At 65.3% G+C, this 17,175-nt stretch carries 21 protein-coding genes; 13 read left to right on the forward strand and 8 right to left on the reverse strand.

Annotation, left to right across the window (positions count from 1 at the left end; all coding sequences use genetic code 11):
• Positions 1-8 precede the first annotated feature (8 nt).
• The 5 genes from dnaN to mutM form a co-directional block, all read right to left on the reverse strand.
• Entirely contained in the window at positions 9-1,127 is a 1,119-nt protein-coding gene (gene dnaN / locus GGR17_RS06245) for a DNA polymerase III subunit beta (protein ID WP_054537672.1), read from the reverse strand.
• A gap of 118 nt (positions 1,128-1,245) precedes the next feature.
• Positions 1,246-2,619 carry a chromosomal replication initiator protein DnaA gene (gene dnaA / locus GGR17_RS06250; RefSeq protein ID WP_054537671.1) on the reverse strand — a complete coding sequence of 458 codons (1,374 nt, stop codon included), beginning with the start codon at positions 2,617-2,619 and terminating at the stop codon, positions 1,246-1,248.
• A gap of 664 nt (positions 2,620-3,283) precedes the next feature.
• Entirely contained in the window at positions 3,284-3,550 is a 267-nt protein-coding gene (gene rpsT / locus GGR17_RS06255) for a 30S ribosomal protein S20 (protein ID WP_037203562.1), read from the reverse strand.
• A gap of 159 nt (positions 3,551-3,709) precedes the next feature.
• Entirely contained in the window at positions 3,710-4,486 is a 777-nt protein-coding gene (locus tag GGR17_RS06260) for an enoyl-CoA hydratase (RefSeq protein WP_054537670.1), read from the reverse strand.
• Between the two features lie 63 nt (positions 4,487-4,549).
• A complete protein-coding gene (gene mutM / locus GGR17_RS06265; protein ID WP_054537669.1) occupies positions 4,550-5,401 on the reverse strand; it encodes a bifunctional DNA-formamidopyrimidine glycosylase/DNA-(apurinic or apyrimidinic site) lyase in 852 nt (283 codons plus the stop codon).
• 86 nt (positions 5,402-5,487) lie between these two features.
• Between mutM and ubiE the strand changes: the two genes are divergently transcribed.
• Complete coding sequence (gene ubiE / locus GGR17_RS06270) at positions 5,488-6,240, forward strand: bifunctional demethylmenaquinone methyltransferase/2-methoxy-6-polyprenyl-1,4-benzoquinol methylase UbiE (protein WP_054540267.1); 753 nt, start codon at positions 5,488-5,490, stop codon at positions 6,238-6,240.
• Positions 6,241-7,764, forward strand: a complete 1,524-nt coding sequence (gene ubiB / locus GGR17_RS06275; protein ID WP_054537668.1) for a 2-polyprenylphenol 6-hydroxylase — start codon at positions 6,241-6,243, stop codon at positions 7,762-7,764.
• On the opposite strand, the gene GGR17_RS06280 is transcribed toward ubiB, so the two are convergent.
• Both GGR17_RS06280 and fliK read right to left on the reverse strand, forming a co-directional pair.
• The gene (locus GGR17_RS06280) at positions 7,757-8,413 is read right to left on the reverse strand and encodes a flagellar hook capping FlgD N-terminal domain-containing protein (RefSeq protein ID WP_054537667.1); all 657 of its coding nucleotides are present in this window, start codon (positions 8,411-8,413) and stop codon (positions 7,757-7,759) included. The two genes, ubiB and GGR17_RS06280, sit on opposite strands and share 8 nt — an antisense overlap.
• 11 nt (positions 8,414-8,424) lie before the next feature.
• Complete coding sequence (gene fliK / locus GGR17_RS06285) at positions 8,425-9,531, reverse strand: flagellar hook-length control protein FliK (protein ID WP_054537666.1); 1,107 nt, start codon at positions 9,529-9,531, stop codon at positions 8,425-8,427.
• A 125-nt stretch (positions 9,532-9,656) separates the two neighbouring features.
• Between fliK and GGR17_RS06290 the strand changes: the two genes are divergently transcribed.
• The 6 genes from GGR17_RS06290 (at position 9,657) to GGR17_RS06315 (ending at position 13,607) form a co-directional block, all read left to right on the forward strand.
• Entirely contained in the window at positions 9,657-9,929 is a 273-nt protein-coding gene (locus GGR17_RS06290) for a rod-binding protein (protein ID WP_255353456.1), read from the forward strand.
• Complete coding sequence (locus tag GGR17_RS06295; RefSeq protein ID WP_054537665.1) at positions 9,916-10,263, forward strand: hypothetical protein; 348 nt, start codon at positions 9,916-9,918, stop codon at positions 10,261-10,263. The genes GGR17_RS06290 and GGR17_RS06295 overlap by 14 nt, the downstream gene beginning before the upstream one ends.
• A 204-nt stretch (positions 10,264-10,467) precedes the next feature.
• Positions 10,468-11,952, forward strand: a complete 1,485-nt coding sequence (locus GGR17_RS06300; protein WP_054537664.1) for a flagellin — start codon at positions 10,468-10,470, stop codon at positions 11,950-11,952.
• Between the two features lie 88 nt (positions 11,953-12,040).
• Positions 12,041-12,409 (forward strand): flagellar biosynthesis regulator FlaF, encoded by a 369-nt coding sequence (gene flaF, locus GGR17_RS06305; protein WP_235974406.1) that lies wholly within the window; start codon positions 12,041-12,043, stop codon positions 12,407-12,409.
• The gene (flbT, locus tag GGR17_RS06310) at positions 12,406-12,810 is read left to right on the forward strand and encodes a flagellar biosynthesis repressor FlbT (protein ID WP_054537662.1); all 405 of its coding nucleotides are present in this window, start codon (positions 12,406-12,408) and stop codon (positions 12,808-12,810) included. The genes flaF and flbT overlap by 4 nt, the downstream gene beginning before the upstream one ends.
• Complete coding sequence (locus tag GGR17_RS06315; protein WP_054537661.1) at positions 12,807-13,607, forward strand: DUF1217 domain-containing protein; 801 nt, start codon at positions 12,807-12,809, stop codon at positions 13,605-13,607. The genes flbT and GGR17_RS06315 overlap by 4 nt, the downstream gene beginning before the upstream one ends.
• 3 nt (positions 13,608-13,610) lie before the next feature.
• On the opposite strand, the gene GGR17_RS06320 is transcribed toward GGR17_RS06315, so the two are convergent.
• Complete coding sequence (locus GGR17_RS06320; protein ID WP_082386486.1) at positions 13,611-14,993, reverse strand: FliI/YscN family ATPase; 1,383 nt, start codon at positions 14,991-14,993, stop codon at positions 13,611-13,613.
• An 82-nt stretch (positions 14,994-15,075) separates the two neighbouring features.
• Between GGR17_RS06320 and GGR17_RS06325 the strand changes: the two genes are divergently transcribed.
• From GGR17_RS06325 to GGR17_RS06345, 5 genes are read left to right on the forward strand one after another with little or no spacing between them, the layout of a single operon-like run.
• Positions 15,076-15,465, forward strand: coding sequence for a FlgB family protein (locus GGR17_RS06325; protein WP_054540265.1), 390 nt, complete (start codon positions 15,076-15,078; stop codon positions 15,463-15,465).
• Positions 15,466-15,477: 12 nt separating this feature from the next.
• Positions 15,478-15,870 (forward strand): flagellar basal body rod protein FlgC, encoded by a 393-nt coding sequence (gene flgC, locus GGR17_RS06330; protein ID WP_054537660.1) that lies wholly within the window; start codon positions 15,478-15,480, stop codon positions 15,868-15,870.
• Between the two features lie 12 nt (positions 15,871-15,882).
• Entirely contained in the window at positions 15,883-16,176 is a 294-nt protein-coding gene (gene fliE, locus GGR17_RS06335; protein WP_054537659.1) for a flagellar hook-basal body complex protein FliE, read from the forward strand.
• A 3-nt stretch (positions 16,177-16,179) separates the two neighbouring features.
• Entirely contained in the window at positions 16,180-16,446 is a 267-nt protein-coding gene (locus GGR17_RS06340) for a flagellar biosynthetic protein FliQ (protein ID WP_054537658.1), read from the forward strand.
• Between the two features lie 3 nt (positions 16,447-16,449).
• Complete coding sequence (locus tag GGR17_RS06345) at positions 16,450-17,166, forward strand: flagellar hook-basal body complex protein (RefSeq protein WP_054537657.1); 717 nt, start codon at positions 16,450-16,452, stop codon at positions 17,164-17,166.
• Positions 17,167-17,175 lie beyond the last annotated feature (9 nt).

Genomic DNA, 17,175 nt, shown 5'->3' on the forward strand with positions numbered 1-17,175 from the left:
CAAGAAAGTTAAACGCGCATCGGCATCACGACATAGACCGCCGATGTATCATTGCCCTCGCGCATCAGGGTCGGGTCGCCGGCCGAGTTGAACAGGAACACCGCATTCTCGCGATCCACCTGGCTGGCGATCTCCAGCAGGTATTTGGCGTTGAACCCGATCTCCAGCCGCTCGTCGGCATAGGCCACGGCCAGCTCCTCTTCCGCGGCGCCCGCGTCCGGCGCGTTGACCGAGAGAATCAGCCGGTCCTCGTCCAGCGCCAGCTTCACCGCGCGCGACCGTTCCGACGATACCGTCGCCACACGGTCCACCGCCCGGGCAAATTCGGCCGCGTCCACTTCCAGCCTGCGGTTGTTGCCCTGCGGGATCACGCGGGTGTAATCGGGGAAGGTGCCGTCGATGACCTTCGAGGTCAGGGTGATGTCGGGCGTGGCAAACCGCACTTTGGTCTCCGACACGGACACCGCGATGGTCACATCGTCATCATCCAGCAACTTGCGCAGCTCGCCTACGGTCTTGCGCGGCACGATCACGCCGGGCATGGTTTCGGCCCCTTCGGGCAGCGGCGCGTCGATCCGGGCAAGGCGGTGGCCATCGGTCGCCACGCAGCGCAGCACCTTGCCGCCCTCGCCGTCGGCCACATGCATATAGACGCCATTGAGGTAATAGCGCGTCTCTTCGGTGGAAATCGCGAATTTCGACTTGTCGAACAGCCGCCGCAGCACCGGCGCCGGGGCCGAGAAGTTGGAGCTGTATTCCGATGAGGCCATCACCGGGAAATCTTCCCTCGGCAGGGTCGCCAGCGAGAAGTTGGAGCGCCCGGCCTCGACCGTCAGCCGCCCCGAGGCGCCGTCGTCGGTCAGGCTGACAAGCGCGCCGTCGGGCAGCTTGCGCACGATCTCATGCAGGGTCACGGCAGAGACCGTCGTGGCACCGGCACGTTCGACCTGGGCCAGCGCCTTGTCGACCACTTCGATGTCCAGATCGGTGGCGCGGAAACTGACGGCTTCGCCCTCTGCCTCGATCAGCACATTGGCGAGGATCGGGATGGTGTTGCGACGCTCAACAACCGATTGCGCCTGCCCGACCGCCTTCAATAGCGTCCCGCGTTCGATGCTGAATTTCATTGCCTCGCTCCTCATGCCACCGGGAGTGAGAAACTAACCGTTTCCCCCTCTGGCTCAAGACTTTTTTGACTGTCGGATGGTTTAAAGGGGGCGTCAAGGCCAGACGCCCCCGAATGGCCTATGCTTCCAGCATGCGGCGCAGAAGTTCCAGGTCTTCGGCGATCTGATTGTCATGGGCGCGCAGTTCGTCGATGCGCTTGACCGCGTGCATCACGGTGGTGTGGTCACGCCCGCCAAAGCGGCGCCCGATCTCGGGCAGCGAACGCGAGGTCAGCTGTTTGGCCAGATACATCGCCATCTGACGCGGCCGGGCGATGGTGCGGGTACGCTTGGGCCCGATCAGATCCGACAGGCGGACGTTGAAATGCTCGCCGACGCGGCGCTGGATCTCCTCGATCGTCACCTTGCGGTCCGACGCGCGCAGAATATCGGCCAGACAATCCTGCGCCAGATCCAGCGTGATCTCGCGCCCCACCAGAGAGGCGAAGGCGAACAGCCGGGTCAGCGCCCCCTCGAGCACACGCACATTGGTGGAAATGCGATGGGCCAGAAACTCCAGCACGCCCGGCGACAGCACGAGGCCGGGATATTGCTTGCGGTAAAGCTCGACCTTCTGCTGCAGAACGCCAAGGCGCAGTTCGTAATCGGTGGGGTGAAGATCCACCACGAGGCCGCATTGCAGGCGGGATTTGATCCGCTCCTCGAGATCCTTGATCTCGCCCGGGGCACGGTCGGCGGAAATGATGATCTGCTTGTTCTGATCCACCAGCGCGTTGAACGTGTGGAAGAACTCTTCCTGCGTGCTGTCCTTGCCGGCGATGAACTGCACATCATCGACCATCAGCACATCGACCGAGCGGAAAAGCTCCTTGAAGCCCATCGTATCCCGTTCGCGCAGCGCCTGCACGAAACGGTACATGAATTGCTCGGCCGACAGGTAGACCACGCGCAGATGCGGCGACCGGGTGCGCAGCTCGTGCGCGATGGCATGCATCAGGTGGGTTTTGCCGAGGCCGACACCGCCATAGAGAAACAGCGGGTTGAACGTCACCGGGCTGCCCTCGCCCACGCGGCGCGCGGCGGCATGGGCCAGTTCGTTCGGCTTGCCGACAACGAAACTGTCGAAGGTAAAGCGGGAATCGATCGGAGCGCCCAGAAGCTCGCCCTCGGATCGGGCGGGGACGGCGGAACGGGGCGCCGCGGCGCTGGTGGCCGGCAGATCCGGCTTCGACGCGGGCACACCTGCACCACGCTGGTCAACGCTGAATTGCAGGCGGTCGACCGTCGCGCCGCCACGGGTCAGATGGTGCAGGATTTCATCGCCGAAATTGCGCGAGACCCAATCCGCCACAAAACTCGTGGGAACGTTGAAATGGGCGACGCCATTGTGCAGCTCCTGAAACTTGAGAGGTTTGATCCAGGTGGCGAAGTTGTTCTCGCCGATTGATTTCTGAATATCCCTGCACGCCAGTCCCCATTTTTCGTCGTTCATTGTCCCTGCCCGCTCCAGCATCTGTGCCCAATCGTATCCGGGCCAGTGCGCACCGCGGATCCCCCGCCGGTTTGCATGCCCGTCTGTGAAACGCTGTCGTCCGGAGGGATGGCATCGAACGGGCCGCTGGCGAGTGCAGCAGCCGGCTTTCCGCCCGATCGCATGAATTCAGGTCCGCAGACAAATCCCGACCCTCCACTGCCAAGACAGTGGCGGATATACTGGCACCAGCCCTCGAACCCCGCATTCCGCGGTCTTATTTATTGGACATGCCGATCTGCATGATCACGGCGCAGGCCGTTTTTCACACAGGTCATACTGGCCACGTATGGATGCAAAGCCCCACTTTGCAGTCCGTCCGACAACCAGAGAGCACACCTTGCTTCGCCAAAAGCCCTAATGCAGCGGGGCCCGGATTATGGAAGCACGGTGCGGCTCACGTCATGTCCCCCCAAGACGATGTGAATCGCAGGTCTGAAGCTATCAAGTGAAGGGAAGCCGGCGCAACCGATCTTCGCGCTTGACCTCGGGATTGTCGGGCCGAATCCAAAAAGCTGTTTATGTGCGGGCGCAGGGCGGGAAAAAATGCAACAATCGATCAGAAACGAAAAAGGGCGCGACCCGGAGGCGCGCCCTTGAACGACGTTCAGATATTGGTCGCGACTCAGGCGCCGAGGGCTTTGACCCGGGCCGACAGACGGGAAATTTTGCGCGACACGGTGTTTTTGTGAAGAACACCACGGGTCACGCCGCGCATCAGCTCGGGCTGGGCCTGACGCAGGGCGGCGGTTGCCGCTTCCTTGTCGCCGGAGGCGATTGCCTCTTCCACTTTGCGCAGGAAGGTGCGGATGCGCGAGCGGCGCGCTTTGTTGACGTCGAAGCGGCGCTCGTTCTGGCGCGCGCGTTTCTTTGCTTGGGGCGAATTGGCCATTGTTCTGTTCCCACTTTCGGGCTGTTGAGAGTTCAGAGCGCAACAAAGCCCGACCCGGGTATTGGAACCGGTCGATTCTTGCCAGAGCGGGCATCACGCGCATGTAACGGCGGCCTATACGGGAAAATGCGCCGCAAGGAAACCCGAAAAGCGCGGATGCTACTTGTCGCGGAATTGCGGCTCGCGCTTTTCCAGGAAGGCCGACATGCCTTCTTTCTGATCCTCGGTGGCGAAAAGCGAATGGAACACGCGGCGCTCGAACAGAATGCCTTCGCGCAGCGTGGTTTCATAGCTGCGGTTGACGGCCTCTTTCACCACCATCGTGGTGATCGCCGATTTCTCGGCGATCTTGTGGGCGGCGGCCATCGCCTCTTCCACCAGCTTCTTGGCCGGCACGATGCGCGACACGAGGCCCGAACGCTCTGCCTCTTCCGCATCCATGAAGCGGCCGGTCAGGTGCATCTCCATCGACTTGGACTTGCCGACGAAACGGGTCAGCCGCTGGGTGCCGCCGATACCGGCGACCACGCCGAGGTTGATCTCGGGCTGGCCGAATTTCGCGGTGTCGGCGGCGATGATGAAATCGCACATCATCGCCAGTTCGCAGCCGCCGCCCAGCGCATAGCCGGCCACCGCCGCGATGATCGGCTTGCGGCAACGCAGCAGCGCCTCGGTCTCATCGGTGAAAAGATCGCCGGCGAAGGCGTCAACGAAGTTCTTTTCGCTCATCTCCTTGATGTCGGCGCCGGCCGCGAATGCCTTTTCCGAGCCGGTCAGGACAATGCAACGCACCTTGTCATTCGCACCCGCCTGGGTGACGGCCTCGGCCAATTCGGCCAGCAATTCGGAGTTCAGCGCGTTCAGCGCGTCGGGCCGGTTCAGCCTGATCAGGGCTACATGCTCTTCGATATCTACGATCAGCGTCTTGTAGGCCATGGCGGGGGCGCCTCCCTTTGGGTTCGAAGACGATTCCTTAGCACCCTGCCGCCGGTGTTCAAGCTATCTTTGGCATTGCGCGCAGTAGAAAGTCGACCGTCCCGACTGGGCGATTCGGGCGATCGTGCCGGTGCAGCCGGGGGTGACGCAGGGCAGGCCCTCGCGCCCGTAGGCGGCAAAGCTGTGCTGGAAATACCCAAGCTCGCCATCGGTCTGACGATGATCGCGCAGGCTGGAGCCGCCCGCGGCGATGGCATCGTGCAGCACATCGCGGATCACCGGCACAAGGCGCGCCACGCGCTGCGCCGAGAGCTGCCCGGCCTTGCGCCGGGGCGATATGCCGGCGCGGTGCAGTGCCTCGCAGACATAGATATTGCCCAGGCCCGCGACGATGCGCTGATCAAGAAGCGCGGATTTCACCGGCGTCATCCGGCCCTTCAGCCGGGCGATCAGATAATCCTCGCTGAACGCATTGCCCAGCGGTTCGGGCCCCAGCCCGGCCAGCAGCCGGTGCGCCTCGACCCCATCGGTGGCGGCAAGATCCATCGCGCCGAAGCGGCGGGCATCGTTGAAGGTGATGCGGGCGCCGTTTTCCAGTTCGAGCACCACATGGTCATGCTTCTGCGCGATGGGATGATCATGGTGGAACAGTCCCTGTGTGTCGCCCGACACCAGCATCCGCCCGGACATGCCCAGATGGATGATCAGCGTTTCGCCGGTCGACAGATCCGCCAGGATGTATTTCGACCGTCGCCGCAGCCGATCGACCCGCGCGCCGGCCAGCCGCTCGGCCATGCGCGGCGGGAACGGCCAGCGCAGATCGGGGCGGTTGACGGCGGCGCGCGCGATCACCTGCCCCTCCATCACGGGGGCCAGCCCGCGGCGCACCGTCTCGACCTCTGGCAATTCGGGCATCGGCGGCTCCTGTGGCGTTGGGCGCATTGTAACGCCCGGTTGGCGCTCTATAAGGAGGGGGAGTTTTGACAGACGGCAAGGCCCCCATGACCGACGACGATCAGAAAACCACGCATTTCGGCTATCAAACCGTGCCGGAGGGCGAAAAGGCGGGGATGGTGCATGGCGTCTTTACCCGCGTCGCATCGCGCTATGACGTGATGAATGACCTGATGTCGATGGGCATCCACCGGGTCTGGAAAGACGCGATGATGGATTGGCTGGCGCCCCGCCCCGGCCAGCGCCTGCTGGATGTGGCCGGCGGCACCGGCGATGTGGCCTTCCGCTTTCTCAAACGCGCGCCGGGGGCGTCGGCCGTGGTGCTGGACATGACAGAGCAGATGCTGGTCGAGGGCCGCCAGCGCGCCGAGGCCGAGCAGATGGCCGGCAGCCTGGACTGGGTGGTGGGCGATGCCATGGCCCTGCCCTTTGCCGACAACAGCTTTGACGTCTACACAATCTCTTTCGGCATCCGGAACGTCACCCGCGTGCCCGATGCCCTGTCGGAGGCCTACCGGGTGCTGCGCCCCGGCGGGCGGCTGATGGTGCTGGAGTTCAGCCAGCTGCCCAATCCGGCGATGCAATGGGCCTATGACAGGTATTCGTTCAACGTGATCCCGGCGATGGGGCAGGTCGTGGCGAATGACCGTGAAAGCTATCAGTATCTGGTGGAGTCGATCCGCAAATTCCCCGATCAGGAAACCTTCGCGCGAATGATCCGCGCGGCCGGATTCGGCAATGTCAAATACCGCAACCTGAGCATGGGCGTCGCCGCCCTGCATTCCGGCTGGAAGCTCTAGGTGCGCGGGCCTCACAACATCTGGCGGCTGATCCGCACCGGCGCCACGCTGGAGCGCAGCGGCGCCATGGGCGTGGTGCTGGAGGCGCTGGAGGCCCCGCGCGAGGTGCGGATTCTGGCACGGGTTCTGGGCTGGCCGTTCAAGCCGCTGGGCTTTCGGGGCGACCCGGCGCTGCCCCCCGCCACCCGCGCACTGACCGCGCTTGGCCCGGCCTATATCAAATTCGGGCAGATCCTTTCGACCCGGCCCGATCTGGTGGGCGACGAGCTGGCCGTGCAGCTTCGGGTGCTGCAGGACAAGCTGCCGCCCTTTCCCAACGACGTCGCCATGAAGATGATCGAAGAAGATCTGGGCCTGCCCGTCGATCAGGTGTTCAGCGAATTCAGCGCCCCGGTCGCGGCGGCGTCGATCGCGCAGGTGCACAGGGCCCGCATCGCCGATACCGGCGAAGAGGTCGCCGTGAAGGTGCTGCGCCCGAAGATCGAAAAGGCGTTCCGCACCGATATCGAGGCGTTTCATCTGGCCGCGACCATCATCGAGCGGTTCATCCCGTTTTCGCGCCGTCTGCGCCCCAGCGATGTGGTCGAGCATTTCGAGGGCATCGTGTCGGGCGAGCTGGATCTGCGGCTGGAATCCTCGGCCGCGTCTGAATTCGCCGCCAACACCCGGAACGACGAAGGGTTTCGCGTGCCCCGCGCCTATTGGGGCCTGTCCAGCCGTCGGGTCATGACCCTTGGCTGGGCCGAAGGCGTGCCGCTGGGCGACAATGACGCGATCGACGCGGCCGGGCACGACCGGCAGGCGCTGGCCAAGCGCGTGCTGCAGCTGTTTCTGCACCATGCGCTGCGCGACGGGTTCTTTCACGCGGACATGCATCAGGGAAACCTGAAGGTGGGCGCAGATGGCGCGATCATCTGCTACGATTTCGGCATCATGGGCCGGATCGACGAATATACCCGCCGGGTCTATGCCGAGATCCTGTTCGGCATGATCCGGCAGGATTACCGCCGGGTCGCCGAGGTGCATTTCGAGGCCGGATATGTGCCGGCCGAGATGGATGTGGATGAATTCTCGCGCGCGCTGCGGGCGGTGGGCGATCCGATCTTCGGCATGGACGCCTCGCATATTTCGATGGGGCGGCTGCTGAGCTATCTGTTCGAGGTGACCGAGCGGTTCGGGATGCAGACGCGAACCGAGCTGATTCTGCTGCAGCGGACCATGGTGGTGGTCGAGGGCGTGGCCCGCTCGCTCGACCCGCACATGAACATCTGGGAAGTCGCGCGGCCGATCGTCGAGGCCTATATCAAGGAAAATGTCGGCCCCAAGGCATTTCTGCGGGATCTGACGCGCACGGTTCAGGTGCTGGCCCGGTTCGGCCCGAAACTGCCCAAACTGGCCGAAGCGGCACTGGTGCAGCAGGATATGCCGCCCGAAGCGCCGCCGGCAAACCCCTGGCCGCAGCGCCTTGGCTGGATGGGCCTTGGCGCGGGGCTGGCGGCGCTGGTGGCGCTGGCGGTCAGCTAGGCGCGCGAAGCGCGGTCACGTCGCCGGCGGCCACGGATACGCCGCTATCGAGCACGAGGGCGGTCTTGCCATCGGCGATGCGGGCCTCCGCCACTGTGCTGTAGACCTCGGCCGGACTGCGGCCCAGAAGCTCGCCCCCCGCGAAGCTTTCAACCTCGAACCGGTAGAGCCCGTCGGGCAGCGGAATTCCGGCGGCGTCGGTTCCGGCCCAGAGATAGGCATCCTCCGAAACCGAAAGCGCAAGCCGCTGCACCTCGGCCCCCTGCTCATCCAGCACCACAAGCTGGGCCGCGTCGGCGCCACTGTCGGGCCGGGGCGCGATCGAAACCGGCTGCCCCCGGAACAGCGCGGGGGCGGTGCTGCGCGCCTCCATCCCGACCCAGCCGGCGAGGTCGGCGATGCCGCCCGCGCCGAGCTGCGATGTGAGCGCCGACAGAAGATCATTGGTGCGGACCTGCTGCTCGACCCCGGAAAACGTGGCGAGCTGCACCGCGAAATCGGAGGATTCGACCGGATTGAGCGGATCCTGATTTTGCATCTGCGTGGTCAGCATTTTCAGGAAGGTCTCGAAATCCGAATTCACCGGCGCGGGGTCGGAGGGTTTGGCCGACCGTGGGGCGGCGGCCTGGGCGGCGGCTGTGACGTCCATGCTCTGTCCTTTCAGATGCGTATGTCGAGCACGCCCATGGTACGGCGCCGGGCGGGCGTTTGATCGGCCTGGGCAGGCCCCGGGCCGGGCGGCGTGCCCTCAAGCGCAGGCGCGGTGTTCCGGGGCGTGTCGCGGCGCGGTGTGCCCTGGCCGAAATCGAAGCGGATATCGGTATAGCCGAGATCGCTCAGTTCCTGATCCAGAAGGTCGATATGGCGGCGGAGCAAATCCCCGGTTTCGCCACGTTCGGCCTGAATAGAGACGATCATGCCGCTTTCCTGCGGCGTCAGCGTGATGCGAAGCCTGCCGAGTTCCTCCGGCCGGAGGGTCAGCTCGACCGGCCCGTCGGGGGCCTGGCGGATCACCTCGACCAGCTGGCTGGTCACGGCTGCAGGCGCAGGGGCGGCGGACAGGACGCGCGGTGTATCCGACGCAGGCGGGGCGGCGGCTGAACCGGGCGCGGAAACCGCGCCGGGGGCAGGCTCTGAACCCGTTTCAGGCAGGGGGTCGGACGGTGAAGGGACGGCGGCCAGCGGCTGGCCTTGGCTGGCGGGCGCGGAGACGTGCGGCGCCGGAGCCTGGGCCGCGCTCGACGCGTTCGTCCGCGCGCCTGTCTCTTGCAGGACCGGCCCCGGCGGAGGGTCCGGGCGATCGGCGGCGGGCGGGGACACCATGGCGGCCTGCGGCGGCGCGGCCCGGGCGGCATCGGGCACCGCCTTGCCCATCGGGGGCGCGTCGCGATGCGGCGGGATCGGGACGTCCGGCGTGGCATCGGGCCCGGCCCCGGGGTGCGGCGGCGGGGTTTCCATCGCGGCCAGCGGCGCGAGGCCCACGGACGCATCCTTCGGGTTGGTACAAGGCACATTCAGGCGCATTGGAGCCGTTTCCAGCAACGACAGAGCCACTTCCGAAGCGGGTTCAGCCTCTTTGCTCACGACAGCTTGCACGGGCATGAGCAAATCCCACGGCACCGGCGCCGCGGCGCCCTCTGGCATCTCTTCCTCCGCTTGCGCGAAGGCGAGGCCGAAATCGGCACCGGAACCTGCCTCCTCCGCAAACGGCGGCGGGGCATGGTCCGGCGGAATTGAAACCCTTTCCGGGCGGATCGACGACGGCATGGTTTTTTCCGGGCGCTGCCACTGTTGGCATCAAGTCATGCGCGACGGAAGTTACCACTTCTTTACCAGCTATCGGTCATAGATCGGAAAATTCAGTGCAATTGAAGGAATTCACCGTGCCCGAAATCGCCCCCATCTCAACCCCGCCCCTGCCCCCCGGCCGTGACGCGAAACTGCGCGCGGCGGCCGAGCAGCTGGAGGCGGGATTTCTGTCGGAAATGCTGAAATCCGCCGGGATCGGCAAGGTTTCCGGTGCCTTCGGCGGCGGGGCGGGGGAAGAACAGTTCGCCTCTTTCCTGCGGCAGGCGCAGGCCACGGAAATGGTTCGGGCCGGCGGAATCGGGCTTGCCGAGCACTTGTTCGAAGCCCTCAAGGAGCGTGCCGATGCACAAGGATGACTGGGCCGACGATCTGCGCGACCTTCTGGAACGCGAACATGGCGCGCTGCTGTCGGGGCGGCTGGAGGATGTGGCGCGGCTGATCCCGCTGAAAGAGCGAATCGCGGAGGAACTGGCCCGCAATCCGCAGGCGGCGGAGGATGCCCGGCTCTCCGGGCTTGGACGGCTGGCCCGGCGCAATGCCGAACTGCTGGCCGCCGCCCGGCGCGGCCTGGAAAGCGCGCAGGCCCGGCTGGCGCTGATTCGCGGCGGTGGGGTCGGGCTGAACACCTATGATCACCGCGGGCAGCGCGCCGATCTGGGCGGGCGTGGGCGGGTCATCCGGCGGGCCTGACCGGATTTGTCTCAAATCGTAACGGTATCAGGGATGCGCCTTAGCCACTCTTTAGGAATTGCACCGCAGGGTCGACCCTGCATTCCGGATGGGGTGGCACGGCCGCGCGAAAGCGCCGCGTCGTATGGGTGAAACACCGTTCCTGCCGCGCGATGCGGCTTTTGATCCGGCGCAAAAGCGCCCTGTGCTTAAAGGAACCGAGACATGTCCAGTATTCTGACCAACACCAGCGCGATGGTCGCGCTTCAGACCCTCAAGGGAATCAACGCCAGCCTGACCAAGACGCAGGATGAGATCGCCACCGGCAAATCCGTCGCCTCGGCCAAGGACAACGCGGCCGTCTGGGCGATTTCGAAAGTGATGGAATCCGACGTGAAAGGGTTCAAGGCGATTTCCGACAGCCTGTCGCTGGGCGAATCCAGCGTCGCGGTGGCGCGCCAGGCCTCTGAAACGGTCTCCGACCTGCTGACGGAGATCAAGGGCAAGGTCGTGGCCGCCCAGGAAAGTAACGTCGACCGGGCCAAGATCCAGACCGATATCAACGCGCTGCGCGATCAGATCACCTCGGTCGTCGGCGCGGCGCAATTCAACGGCCTCAACCTGGTGCAGGGGACAGAGGCGGTGGATATCCTGTCCTCGCTCGACCGGGCGAACGACGGCACGGTCGCGGCCTCGAACATCTCGGTCGAACGGCATGACCTGACCACCAGCACCGGCTCCATGGGCTCCGGCACCGATCTGTCGGCGAATGCGACCCTCTCCGCGGCCGCGGCCACCAACACGGGCAATAGCGCGACGATCACGCTGGCTGCGGACGCGGATGTCTCGGGCGATACGTTCGAGATCACCGTGGGCGGCGCGACGCTGAGTTTTGCAGCCGGTGACATCACGGGCGATCAGGACGCCGCCGCCTCGGCCATTTCGGGCGCGATCAACGCGTTGGGCCTGGTCGGGGTGTCGGCCAGCGCATCGACCAATGTGGTCACCCTGACCTCGACCCGCGCGTTCGAGGATGTGGCGATTGCCGGCACCAAGAACGGCGGCGCGACGGATATCACCCTGTCGGCGGCCGAAATCTCGGAGCGCGCCGAAACGCTCACCTTCTCCGCCTCGGCCAATGTGAAGGAGGGTGACGGCTACCAGATGTCGGTCGGCGGCACCGCCTATACCTATGTCGCCGGCAAGGGTGAGACGTTCGAAGATGTTGCCCGTGGTCTGAAAGCGGCCGTCGATGGCGGCAAGATCGCCGATGTGACCACTCAGGTCGCGCAGAACGACTCCGGGCAGTGGACGCTGAAGGTCGATAACAACAGCGGGTCCAGCGTGGCGCTGGCGCGCTCGGCCGCCGAGGGCGGCACGGCCTCGGGCGGGCTGTTCGGGCTTGGCGGGATCGACGTGACCACCGATGCGGGCGCCGATGCGGCGCTCGGCACCATCGAGACGCTGATCGACAACGCGATCGATGCTTCGGCCGCGTTCGGCTCGGTCGAAGGCCGGATCGGAACCCAGAACGATTTCATCGGAAAGCTGACCGACGCGCTGAAAACCGGCATCGGCTCGATGGTGGATGCGGATATGGAAGCGGCGTCGGCCCGGCTTCAGGCGCTCCAGGTGCAGCAGCAGCTGGGTACGCAGGCGCTTTCGATCGCCAACCAGGCGCCGCAGAACATCCTGTCGCTGTTCCGGTAACGTCCTGGGCCGGGGCGCCAAGACCGCGCCCCGACCCGCCCCCTGACCCCGCATTTTACCGGAAGGACCCCCCTTGAACGCGCAATTCATGGCAAAGACCGCCTATTCCGCCCCGCGGCAGGCAGCGATCCGTACGCCGCGGACCATCGAATATGAGGCTTTTGCGCAGATCACGGCCCGACTGAAGTCCGCCAGCGCAGGCGGCGCGGGAAATTTTCCCGCCCTGGCCGCGGCGCTGCACGAGAACCGCAGGCTCTGGACCACGCTTGCCGCCGATGTGGCAGGAGCGGGAAACGCCCTGCCCGAGACGCTGCGCGCGCGGCTGTTCTATCTTTCCGAATTCACCGCGATACATACATCAAAGGTGCTTTCGGGCAAAGAGAGTGCCGATCCGCTGATCGAGATCAACGCTGCGGTCATGGCGGGCCTTGGCCATACGGGGGAGCACGCGCGATGAGCGGGCTTGTTCTGAAGCTGGCGCCGAAAGAGCGGGTGCTGATCAATGGCGCGGTCATAGAGAATGGCGATCGCCGGTCGCGGTTGAGCATCGTGACGCCGGGGGCGAGCATCCTGCGGCTGCGCGATGCGATTCACCCCGAAGAGGTGAACACACCGGTGCGGCGGGTGTGCTACATCGCGCAGTTGGTCCTGTCCGGCGACGCGGTTCCGGAAGAGGCGCGGATGCAGCTTCTGCGCGGGATCGAACAGCTGAGTCAGGTTCTGACCGATCATGACAGCCGCACCCAGCTGAGGCTGGCCAGCGACGCGGTGATGGAGGGGCAGTTCTATCAGGCGCTCAAGGCGATGCGGGGCCTGCTGCCCCGCGAGGCGCGGTTGCTGGCCGCCGCGAAGACATGAGCTTTCTGCCCGTCGTGCCGATGGGCGGTTATGCCGGCTGGCGGTTTCTGGAACGCACCATAGAAACCCAGAAAGCGGCGCATGACGAAGCGGCCTCGATGAAGCGTGATACGGCGTATTTCCGTGAGAATATCGCCAAGGTTACCTCGGCGGAGGCCCTGGTGGCCGACCACCGGCTTTTGTCCGTCGCGCTGGGGGCGTTCGGGCTGGACGATGACATCGGGAACCGGTTTTTCATTCAGAAGATCCTGTCTGACGGGACGCAAAGTGACGACGCACTTGCCAACAAGATCGCCGACAAGAGCTATCGGAAGTTGTCGGAGGCGTTCGGGTTCGGCGATCTCGCGGTGCCGAACACGCAGCTTTCGGATTTTCCCGACAGGATCATCGCGGCCTACCAGACACGCCAGTTCGAAATCGCGGTAGGGGATCAGAACGCCGATATGCGGCTGGCACTGCACCTGACGCGGGAGCTGGGCACGCTTGCCTCGGCCGACAGCGGTGACGATACGAAATGGTATAGCGTGATGGGATCGGAACCGTTGCGCGAGGTATTCGAGACAGCATTCGGGCTGCCTGATTCATTCGCGGCGCTGGATATAGACAAGCAGATGGAGGTGTTTCGCACACGCACCGAGCGCGCCTTTGGCGATGGCGAGATTTCACAGTTCCGCGATCCCGAGAAGATGGATGAACTGCTGCGTCTGTTTCTGGTCCGTTCGGAACTGGCCGCCAGCGCCGCGGGATTCAGCCCGGCGCAGACGGCGCTGACACTGCTGAGCAACGCGGCGCGCTGACGGTCAGGCCGTCAGCCGGGTCGGTTGCGGCACGGCGGGATCCGCTGCGCCGGCGCGGGCCGTCACATCGGCCTGCGCCAGACATGTCGCCAGCCGGTCGAAGCTGGCCCGGCTGTCCACTGGTTCATCCTCTGCCAGGAACGCGTCCAGCGCGGGCCAGACACGTAGGGCGGCGTCGATTTCGGGGTCCGACCCCCGCGCGTAAAGCCCGGCCTGCACCATCATCTCCGCCCGGTCATAAGCCCCGAGAAGACGGCGCGCGCGGGCGATCAGGGTATTTTCCGGCGCACTGGCCGCATCGGGCAGGCTGCGCGAGACCGAGCGGAGGAGATCCACCGCCGGGAACCGCCCACGCTCGGCGATCTGGCGGTCCATGACCACATGCCCGTCCAGCACCCCGCGCAGGATATCGGCCACCGGCTCTTCCATATCCGATCCCGCGACAAGCACGCTGAAGACCGCGGTGATGTCGCCGGTCGCGCCCGCGCCCGGGCCCGCGCGTTCGGCCAGTGACATGATCAGCTGCGCCATCGAGGGCGGATAGCCGCGCAGCGCGCTTTCTTCGCCCGTGGCGAGGGCGACTTCGCGGTGCGCTTCGGCAAATCGTGTGACTGAATCGGCCAGAAACAGAACATGCTGCCCCTGATCTCGGAAATGTTCTGCCACCGCCATGGCCGCCCATGCCGCCCGGCGGCGCATCAGCGGCGACTGGTCAGAGGTCGCCGCCACAACGATGGAACGCGCCATACCCTCGGGGCCGAGCACACGATCGACAAACTCTCGCACCTCGCGCCCGCGCTCACCGATCAGGGCGATGACGGCGATATCCGCCTTCACCCCGCGCGCGAGCTTTGCCAGAAGCGTGGATTTCCCCACCCCGGACCCGGCGAACAGCCCGATCCGCTGGCCGCGCACCAGCGGCAGCAAGGTGTTGAAAACGGCAACACCGGTTTCGAGCCGTGCCCCGAGCGGGCGGCGGTGAGTGGCCGGCGGCGGCGCGCTGCGCAGCGGGCGGCGACGCGCACCGCCCAGCAAGGGCCGGCCGTCCAGCGGGTTCCCGAGCGGATCGATCACCCGGCCCAGCCAGCTTTGATCGGGGGCAATCGTCGCCGCACCTTTCAGCGCCACCTGATCACCGATCGAGAGCCCCTCGGACGGGCCATCGGGAAACACGGTCAACTGGCCGGGCTGCAGCCCCAGCACCTCCCCCGCCAGGGGGGTGCCGCAGCGGCGCCGAATCTCGACGATATCGCCGATACCGCCGCAATTCGACAAGCCGGAAACAGAGACTGTTTCACCCTGAACACCGCATATGCGCCCGATCGTCCGAGAGGCGCGCAATCCGCCGAGAGCAGCGCCAAGCGCGGTGAGTTCGGGATATGGCATGGGGATTCTCCACTATGGCTCTGACAACGGTTTCTAAAGGAATCAGGGTTAAGCCTTGATTGAAACCGAGGGAGAAGCCCGGATGTTCGACAAGCTAGAGATCCTGCAAATGGCACATGGCATGGCCACCCATGCCGCTGCCCGCCAGTCCGTTCTGGCCCGCAACATCGCCAATGCCGACACGCCCGGCTACCGCGCGCAGGACGTTGCCCCCTTTTCGCAAACCTATCAGCAGACATCGGGCGATTTCGCCCCCCGCACGACCCGCGCCCGCCATCTTTCGGCACTGGCCGGGCCGGGGCCGGGGGCCGCGGCACATGTTGTAGGCGGCGCCGAGGAATCGCCCAACGGCAACAGCGTTTCACTGGAAACCGAGATGATGAAGGCGGTGGAGACGCGGGCCCAGCATGACATGGCCCTGACCATCTATCAAAGCGCGCTTGGGATCATGCGCGCCAGCCTCGGCCGATAAGGAGCACGCGGGATGAGCGATCTGATGAAAACCCTCGCGCTGTCGGCCAGCGGGATGCAGGCGCAGAGCACGCGGCTGCGCCATGTTTCGGAAAACATCGCCAATGCAGACACCCCCGGTTACCGCCGCAAGACCATGCGGTTCGAACAGATGGTAACCGGCGGAGAACTGACGGGGCAGGTAAAGCCCGGCCCCGTCTCCCTGGACCAGCGGGCGCTTGAACGGGTGTTCGACCCGGGCCACCCGCTGGCCGATGAAAATGGTCACTATGACGGCTCGAATGTCGATCTGGTGGTCGAAATCGCGGACGCGCGCGAAGCGCAGCGCAGCTATGAGGCGAACCTCAAGATGTTCGATCAGGCCCGGCAGATGACGTCGAGCCTGCTTGACCTGCTGCGCCGATAAAGGAGTGCCAGAATGGACATAACATCCTCCACCGCCGCCGCCCAGGCCTATGCCACGGCCCGGCCGGCGACCCGCCCCAGCCCCAAAGCCGCCGCCGAAGAGGGCGGTTTTGCCCGGCTGGCGCGGGAATTCACCGAAACGCTGCAAACTGGCGAGACAACCGCCAAGGCCGCGATGACCGGCGGCGCCGACCCGCATGCGCTGGTGCAGGCGCTGGCGCAGACGGAACTGGCGGTGGAAACCGCCGTGACCGTGCGTGACAAGGTGGTCGAGGCCTATCAGGAAATCCTGCGGATGCCGGTTTAGGCCATGGAAGAGATCATCTTTTACGACACGCTGCGGCAGGGGCTTTGGATTGCGGTGGAGATTTCCACGCCGATCCTGCTGGTGGCGCTGGTTGTCGGGCTGGTCATCGGCCTGTTCCAGGCGCTGACCTCGGTACAGGAGATGACGCTGACCTTCGTGCCGAAACTTGCGGCCATTCTGGCGATGTTCTGTGTGTCGATGGGGTTCATGACCGAAACGCTGACCGGGTTCTTCACCGAGCGGCTGGTGCCGCTGATCATCGGGGGCTAGGGGATGGACAACGCAGGCTATACCACGCTGACCCGCCAGGCCGGGCTGCTGCGCGAAATGCAGAGTGTGGCCCATAACATCGCCAATATCTCGACAACGGGCTATCGGCGCGAAGGGGTGATTTTTTCGGAATTCGTGCAGGACACCGGCGCCGGGGCGCCGTCCTTGTCGATGGCCGCCGCGAATGCGCGGCAGACCGACCTTCAGCAGGGGCCGCTGACCCAGACCGGCGGCGCGTTCGACTTCGCCGTCGAGGGGCCCGGGTTCTTTCTGGTCGAAACCCCGCAGGGGGAGCGGCTGACCCGCGCCGGGGCGTTCACACCGAACGAGGCCGGCGAACTGGCCACGCCTGACGGCCACCGCCTGCTGGATGCCGGCGGCACGCCGGTGTTCGTGCCGCCCGATGCCGATGATCTGAGCCTGGCCGCCGACGGCACGCTCAGCGCGGGCGGGCGGGCCCTGACGCAGATCGGCCTCTACCAGCCCGGCGATCCTGCCGATCTGACCCATGAGGCGGGCACATTATTCGCCTTTAACGGTGAAATAGAGCCTGTTCTGGACGGCGTGATCCTTCAGGGTTTCATCGAGAACTCGAATGTCGACGCGGTGGCCGAAGTCGCCCGGATGATCGAAGTGCAACATGCCTATGAACTTGGTCAGAGCTTTCTGGAGCGGGAGGATGAACGCATCCGCGCCGTTCTGCGGACGCTTGGCCAGTAACCAGCAAGG

This window comes from Actibacterium naphthalenivorans (assembly GCF_014196965.1).
In the GTDB taxonomy this organism is placed as follows: Bacteria; Pseudomonadota; Alphaproteobacteria; order Rhodobacterales; family Rhodobacteraceae; genus Actibacterium_A; species Actibacterium_A naphthalenivorans.

Excerpts from the sequence above, each read along its gene's own strand:
- flaF (WP_235974406.1), top strand. The coding sequence starts at position 12,041 with ATGGCAAAGACCGCCTATTCCGCCCCGCGGCAGGCAGCGATCCGTACG.
- flgC (WP_054537660.1), top strand. The coding sequence starts at position 15,478 with ATGAGCGATCTGATGAAAACCCTCGCGCTGTCGGCCAGCGGGATGCAG.
- ubiE (WP_054540267.1), top strand. The coding sequence starts at position 5,488 with ATGACCGACGACGATCAGAAAACCACGCATTTCGGCTATCAAACCGTG.
- GGR17_RS06325 (WP_054540265.1), top strand. The coding sequence starts at position 15,076 with ATGTTCGACAAGCTAGAGATCCTGCAAATGGCACATGGCATGGCCACC.
- dnaA (WP_054537671.1), bottom strand. The coding sequence starts at position 2,619 with ATGAACGACGAAAAATGGGGACTGGCGTGCAGGGATATTCAGAAATCA.
- GGR17_RS06315 (WP_054537661.1), top strand. The coding sequence starts at position 12,807 with ATGAGCTTTCTGCCCGTCGTGCCGATGGGCGGTTATGCCGGCTGGCGG.
- GGR17_RS06295 (WP_054537665.1), top strand. The coding sequence starts at position 9,916 with ATGCACAAGGATGACTGGGCCGACGATCTGCGCGACCTTCTGGAACGC.
- fliK (WP_054537666.1), bottom strand. The coding sequence starts at position 9,531 with ATGCCGTCGTCGATCCGCCCGGAAAGGGTTTCAATTCCGCCGGACCAT.
- GGR17_RS06340 (WP_054537658.1), top strand. The coding sequence starts at position 16,180 with ATGGAAGAGATCATCTTTTACGACACGCTGCGGCAGGGGCTTTGGATT.
- GGR17_RS06280 (WP_054537667.1), bottom strand. The coding sequence starts at position 8,413 with ATGGACGTCACAGCCGCCGCCCAGGCCGCCGCCCCACGGTCGGCCAAA.
- GGR17_RS06345 (WP_054537657.1), top strand. The coding sequence starts at position 16,450 with ATGGACAACGCAGGCTATACCACGCTGACCCGCCAGGCCGGGCTGCTG.
- mutM (WP_054537669.1), bottom strand. The coding sequence starts at position 5,401 with ATGCCCGAATTGCCAGAGGTCGAGACGGTGCGCCGCGGGCTGGCCCCC.
- dnaN (WP_054537672.1), bottom strand. The coding sequence starts at position 1,127 with ATGAAATTCAGCATCGAACGCGGGACGCTATTGAAGGCGGTCGGGCAG.
- rpsT (WP_037203562.1), bottom strand. The coding sequence starts at position 3,550 with ATGGCCAATTCGCCCCAAGCAAAGAAACGCGCGCGCCAGAACGAGCGC.
- GGR17_RS06260 (WP_054537670.1), bottom strand. The coding sequence starts at position 4,486 with ATGGCCTACAAGACGCTGATCGTAGATATCGAAGAGCATGTAGCCCTG.
- flbT (WP_054537662.1), top strand. The coding sequence starts at position 12,406 with ATGAGCGGGCTTGTTCTGAAGCTGGCGCCGAAAGAGCGGGTGCTGATC.
- fliE (WP_054537659.1), top strand. The coding sequence starts at position 15,883 with ATGGACATAACATCCTCCACCGCCGCCGCCCAGGCCTATGCCACGGCC.
- GGR17_RS06320 (WP_082386486.1), bottom strand. The coding sequence starts at position 14,993 with ATGCCATATCCCGAACTCACCGCGCTTGGCGCTGCTCTCGGCGGATTG.
- GGR17_RS06300 (WP_054537664.1), top strand. The coding sequence starts at position 10,468 with ATGTCCAGTATTCTGACCAACACCAGCGCGATGGTCGCGCTTCAGACC.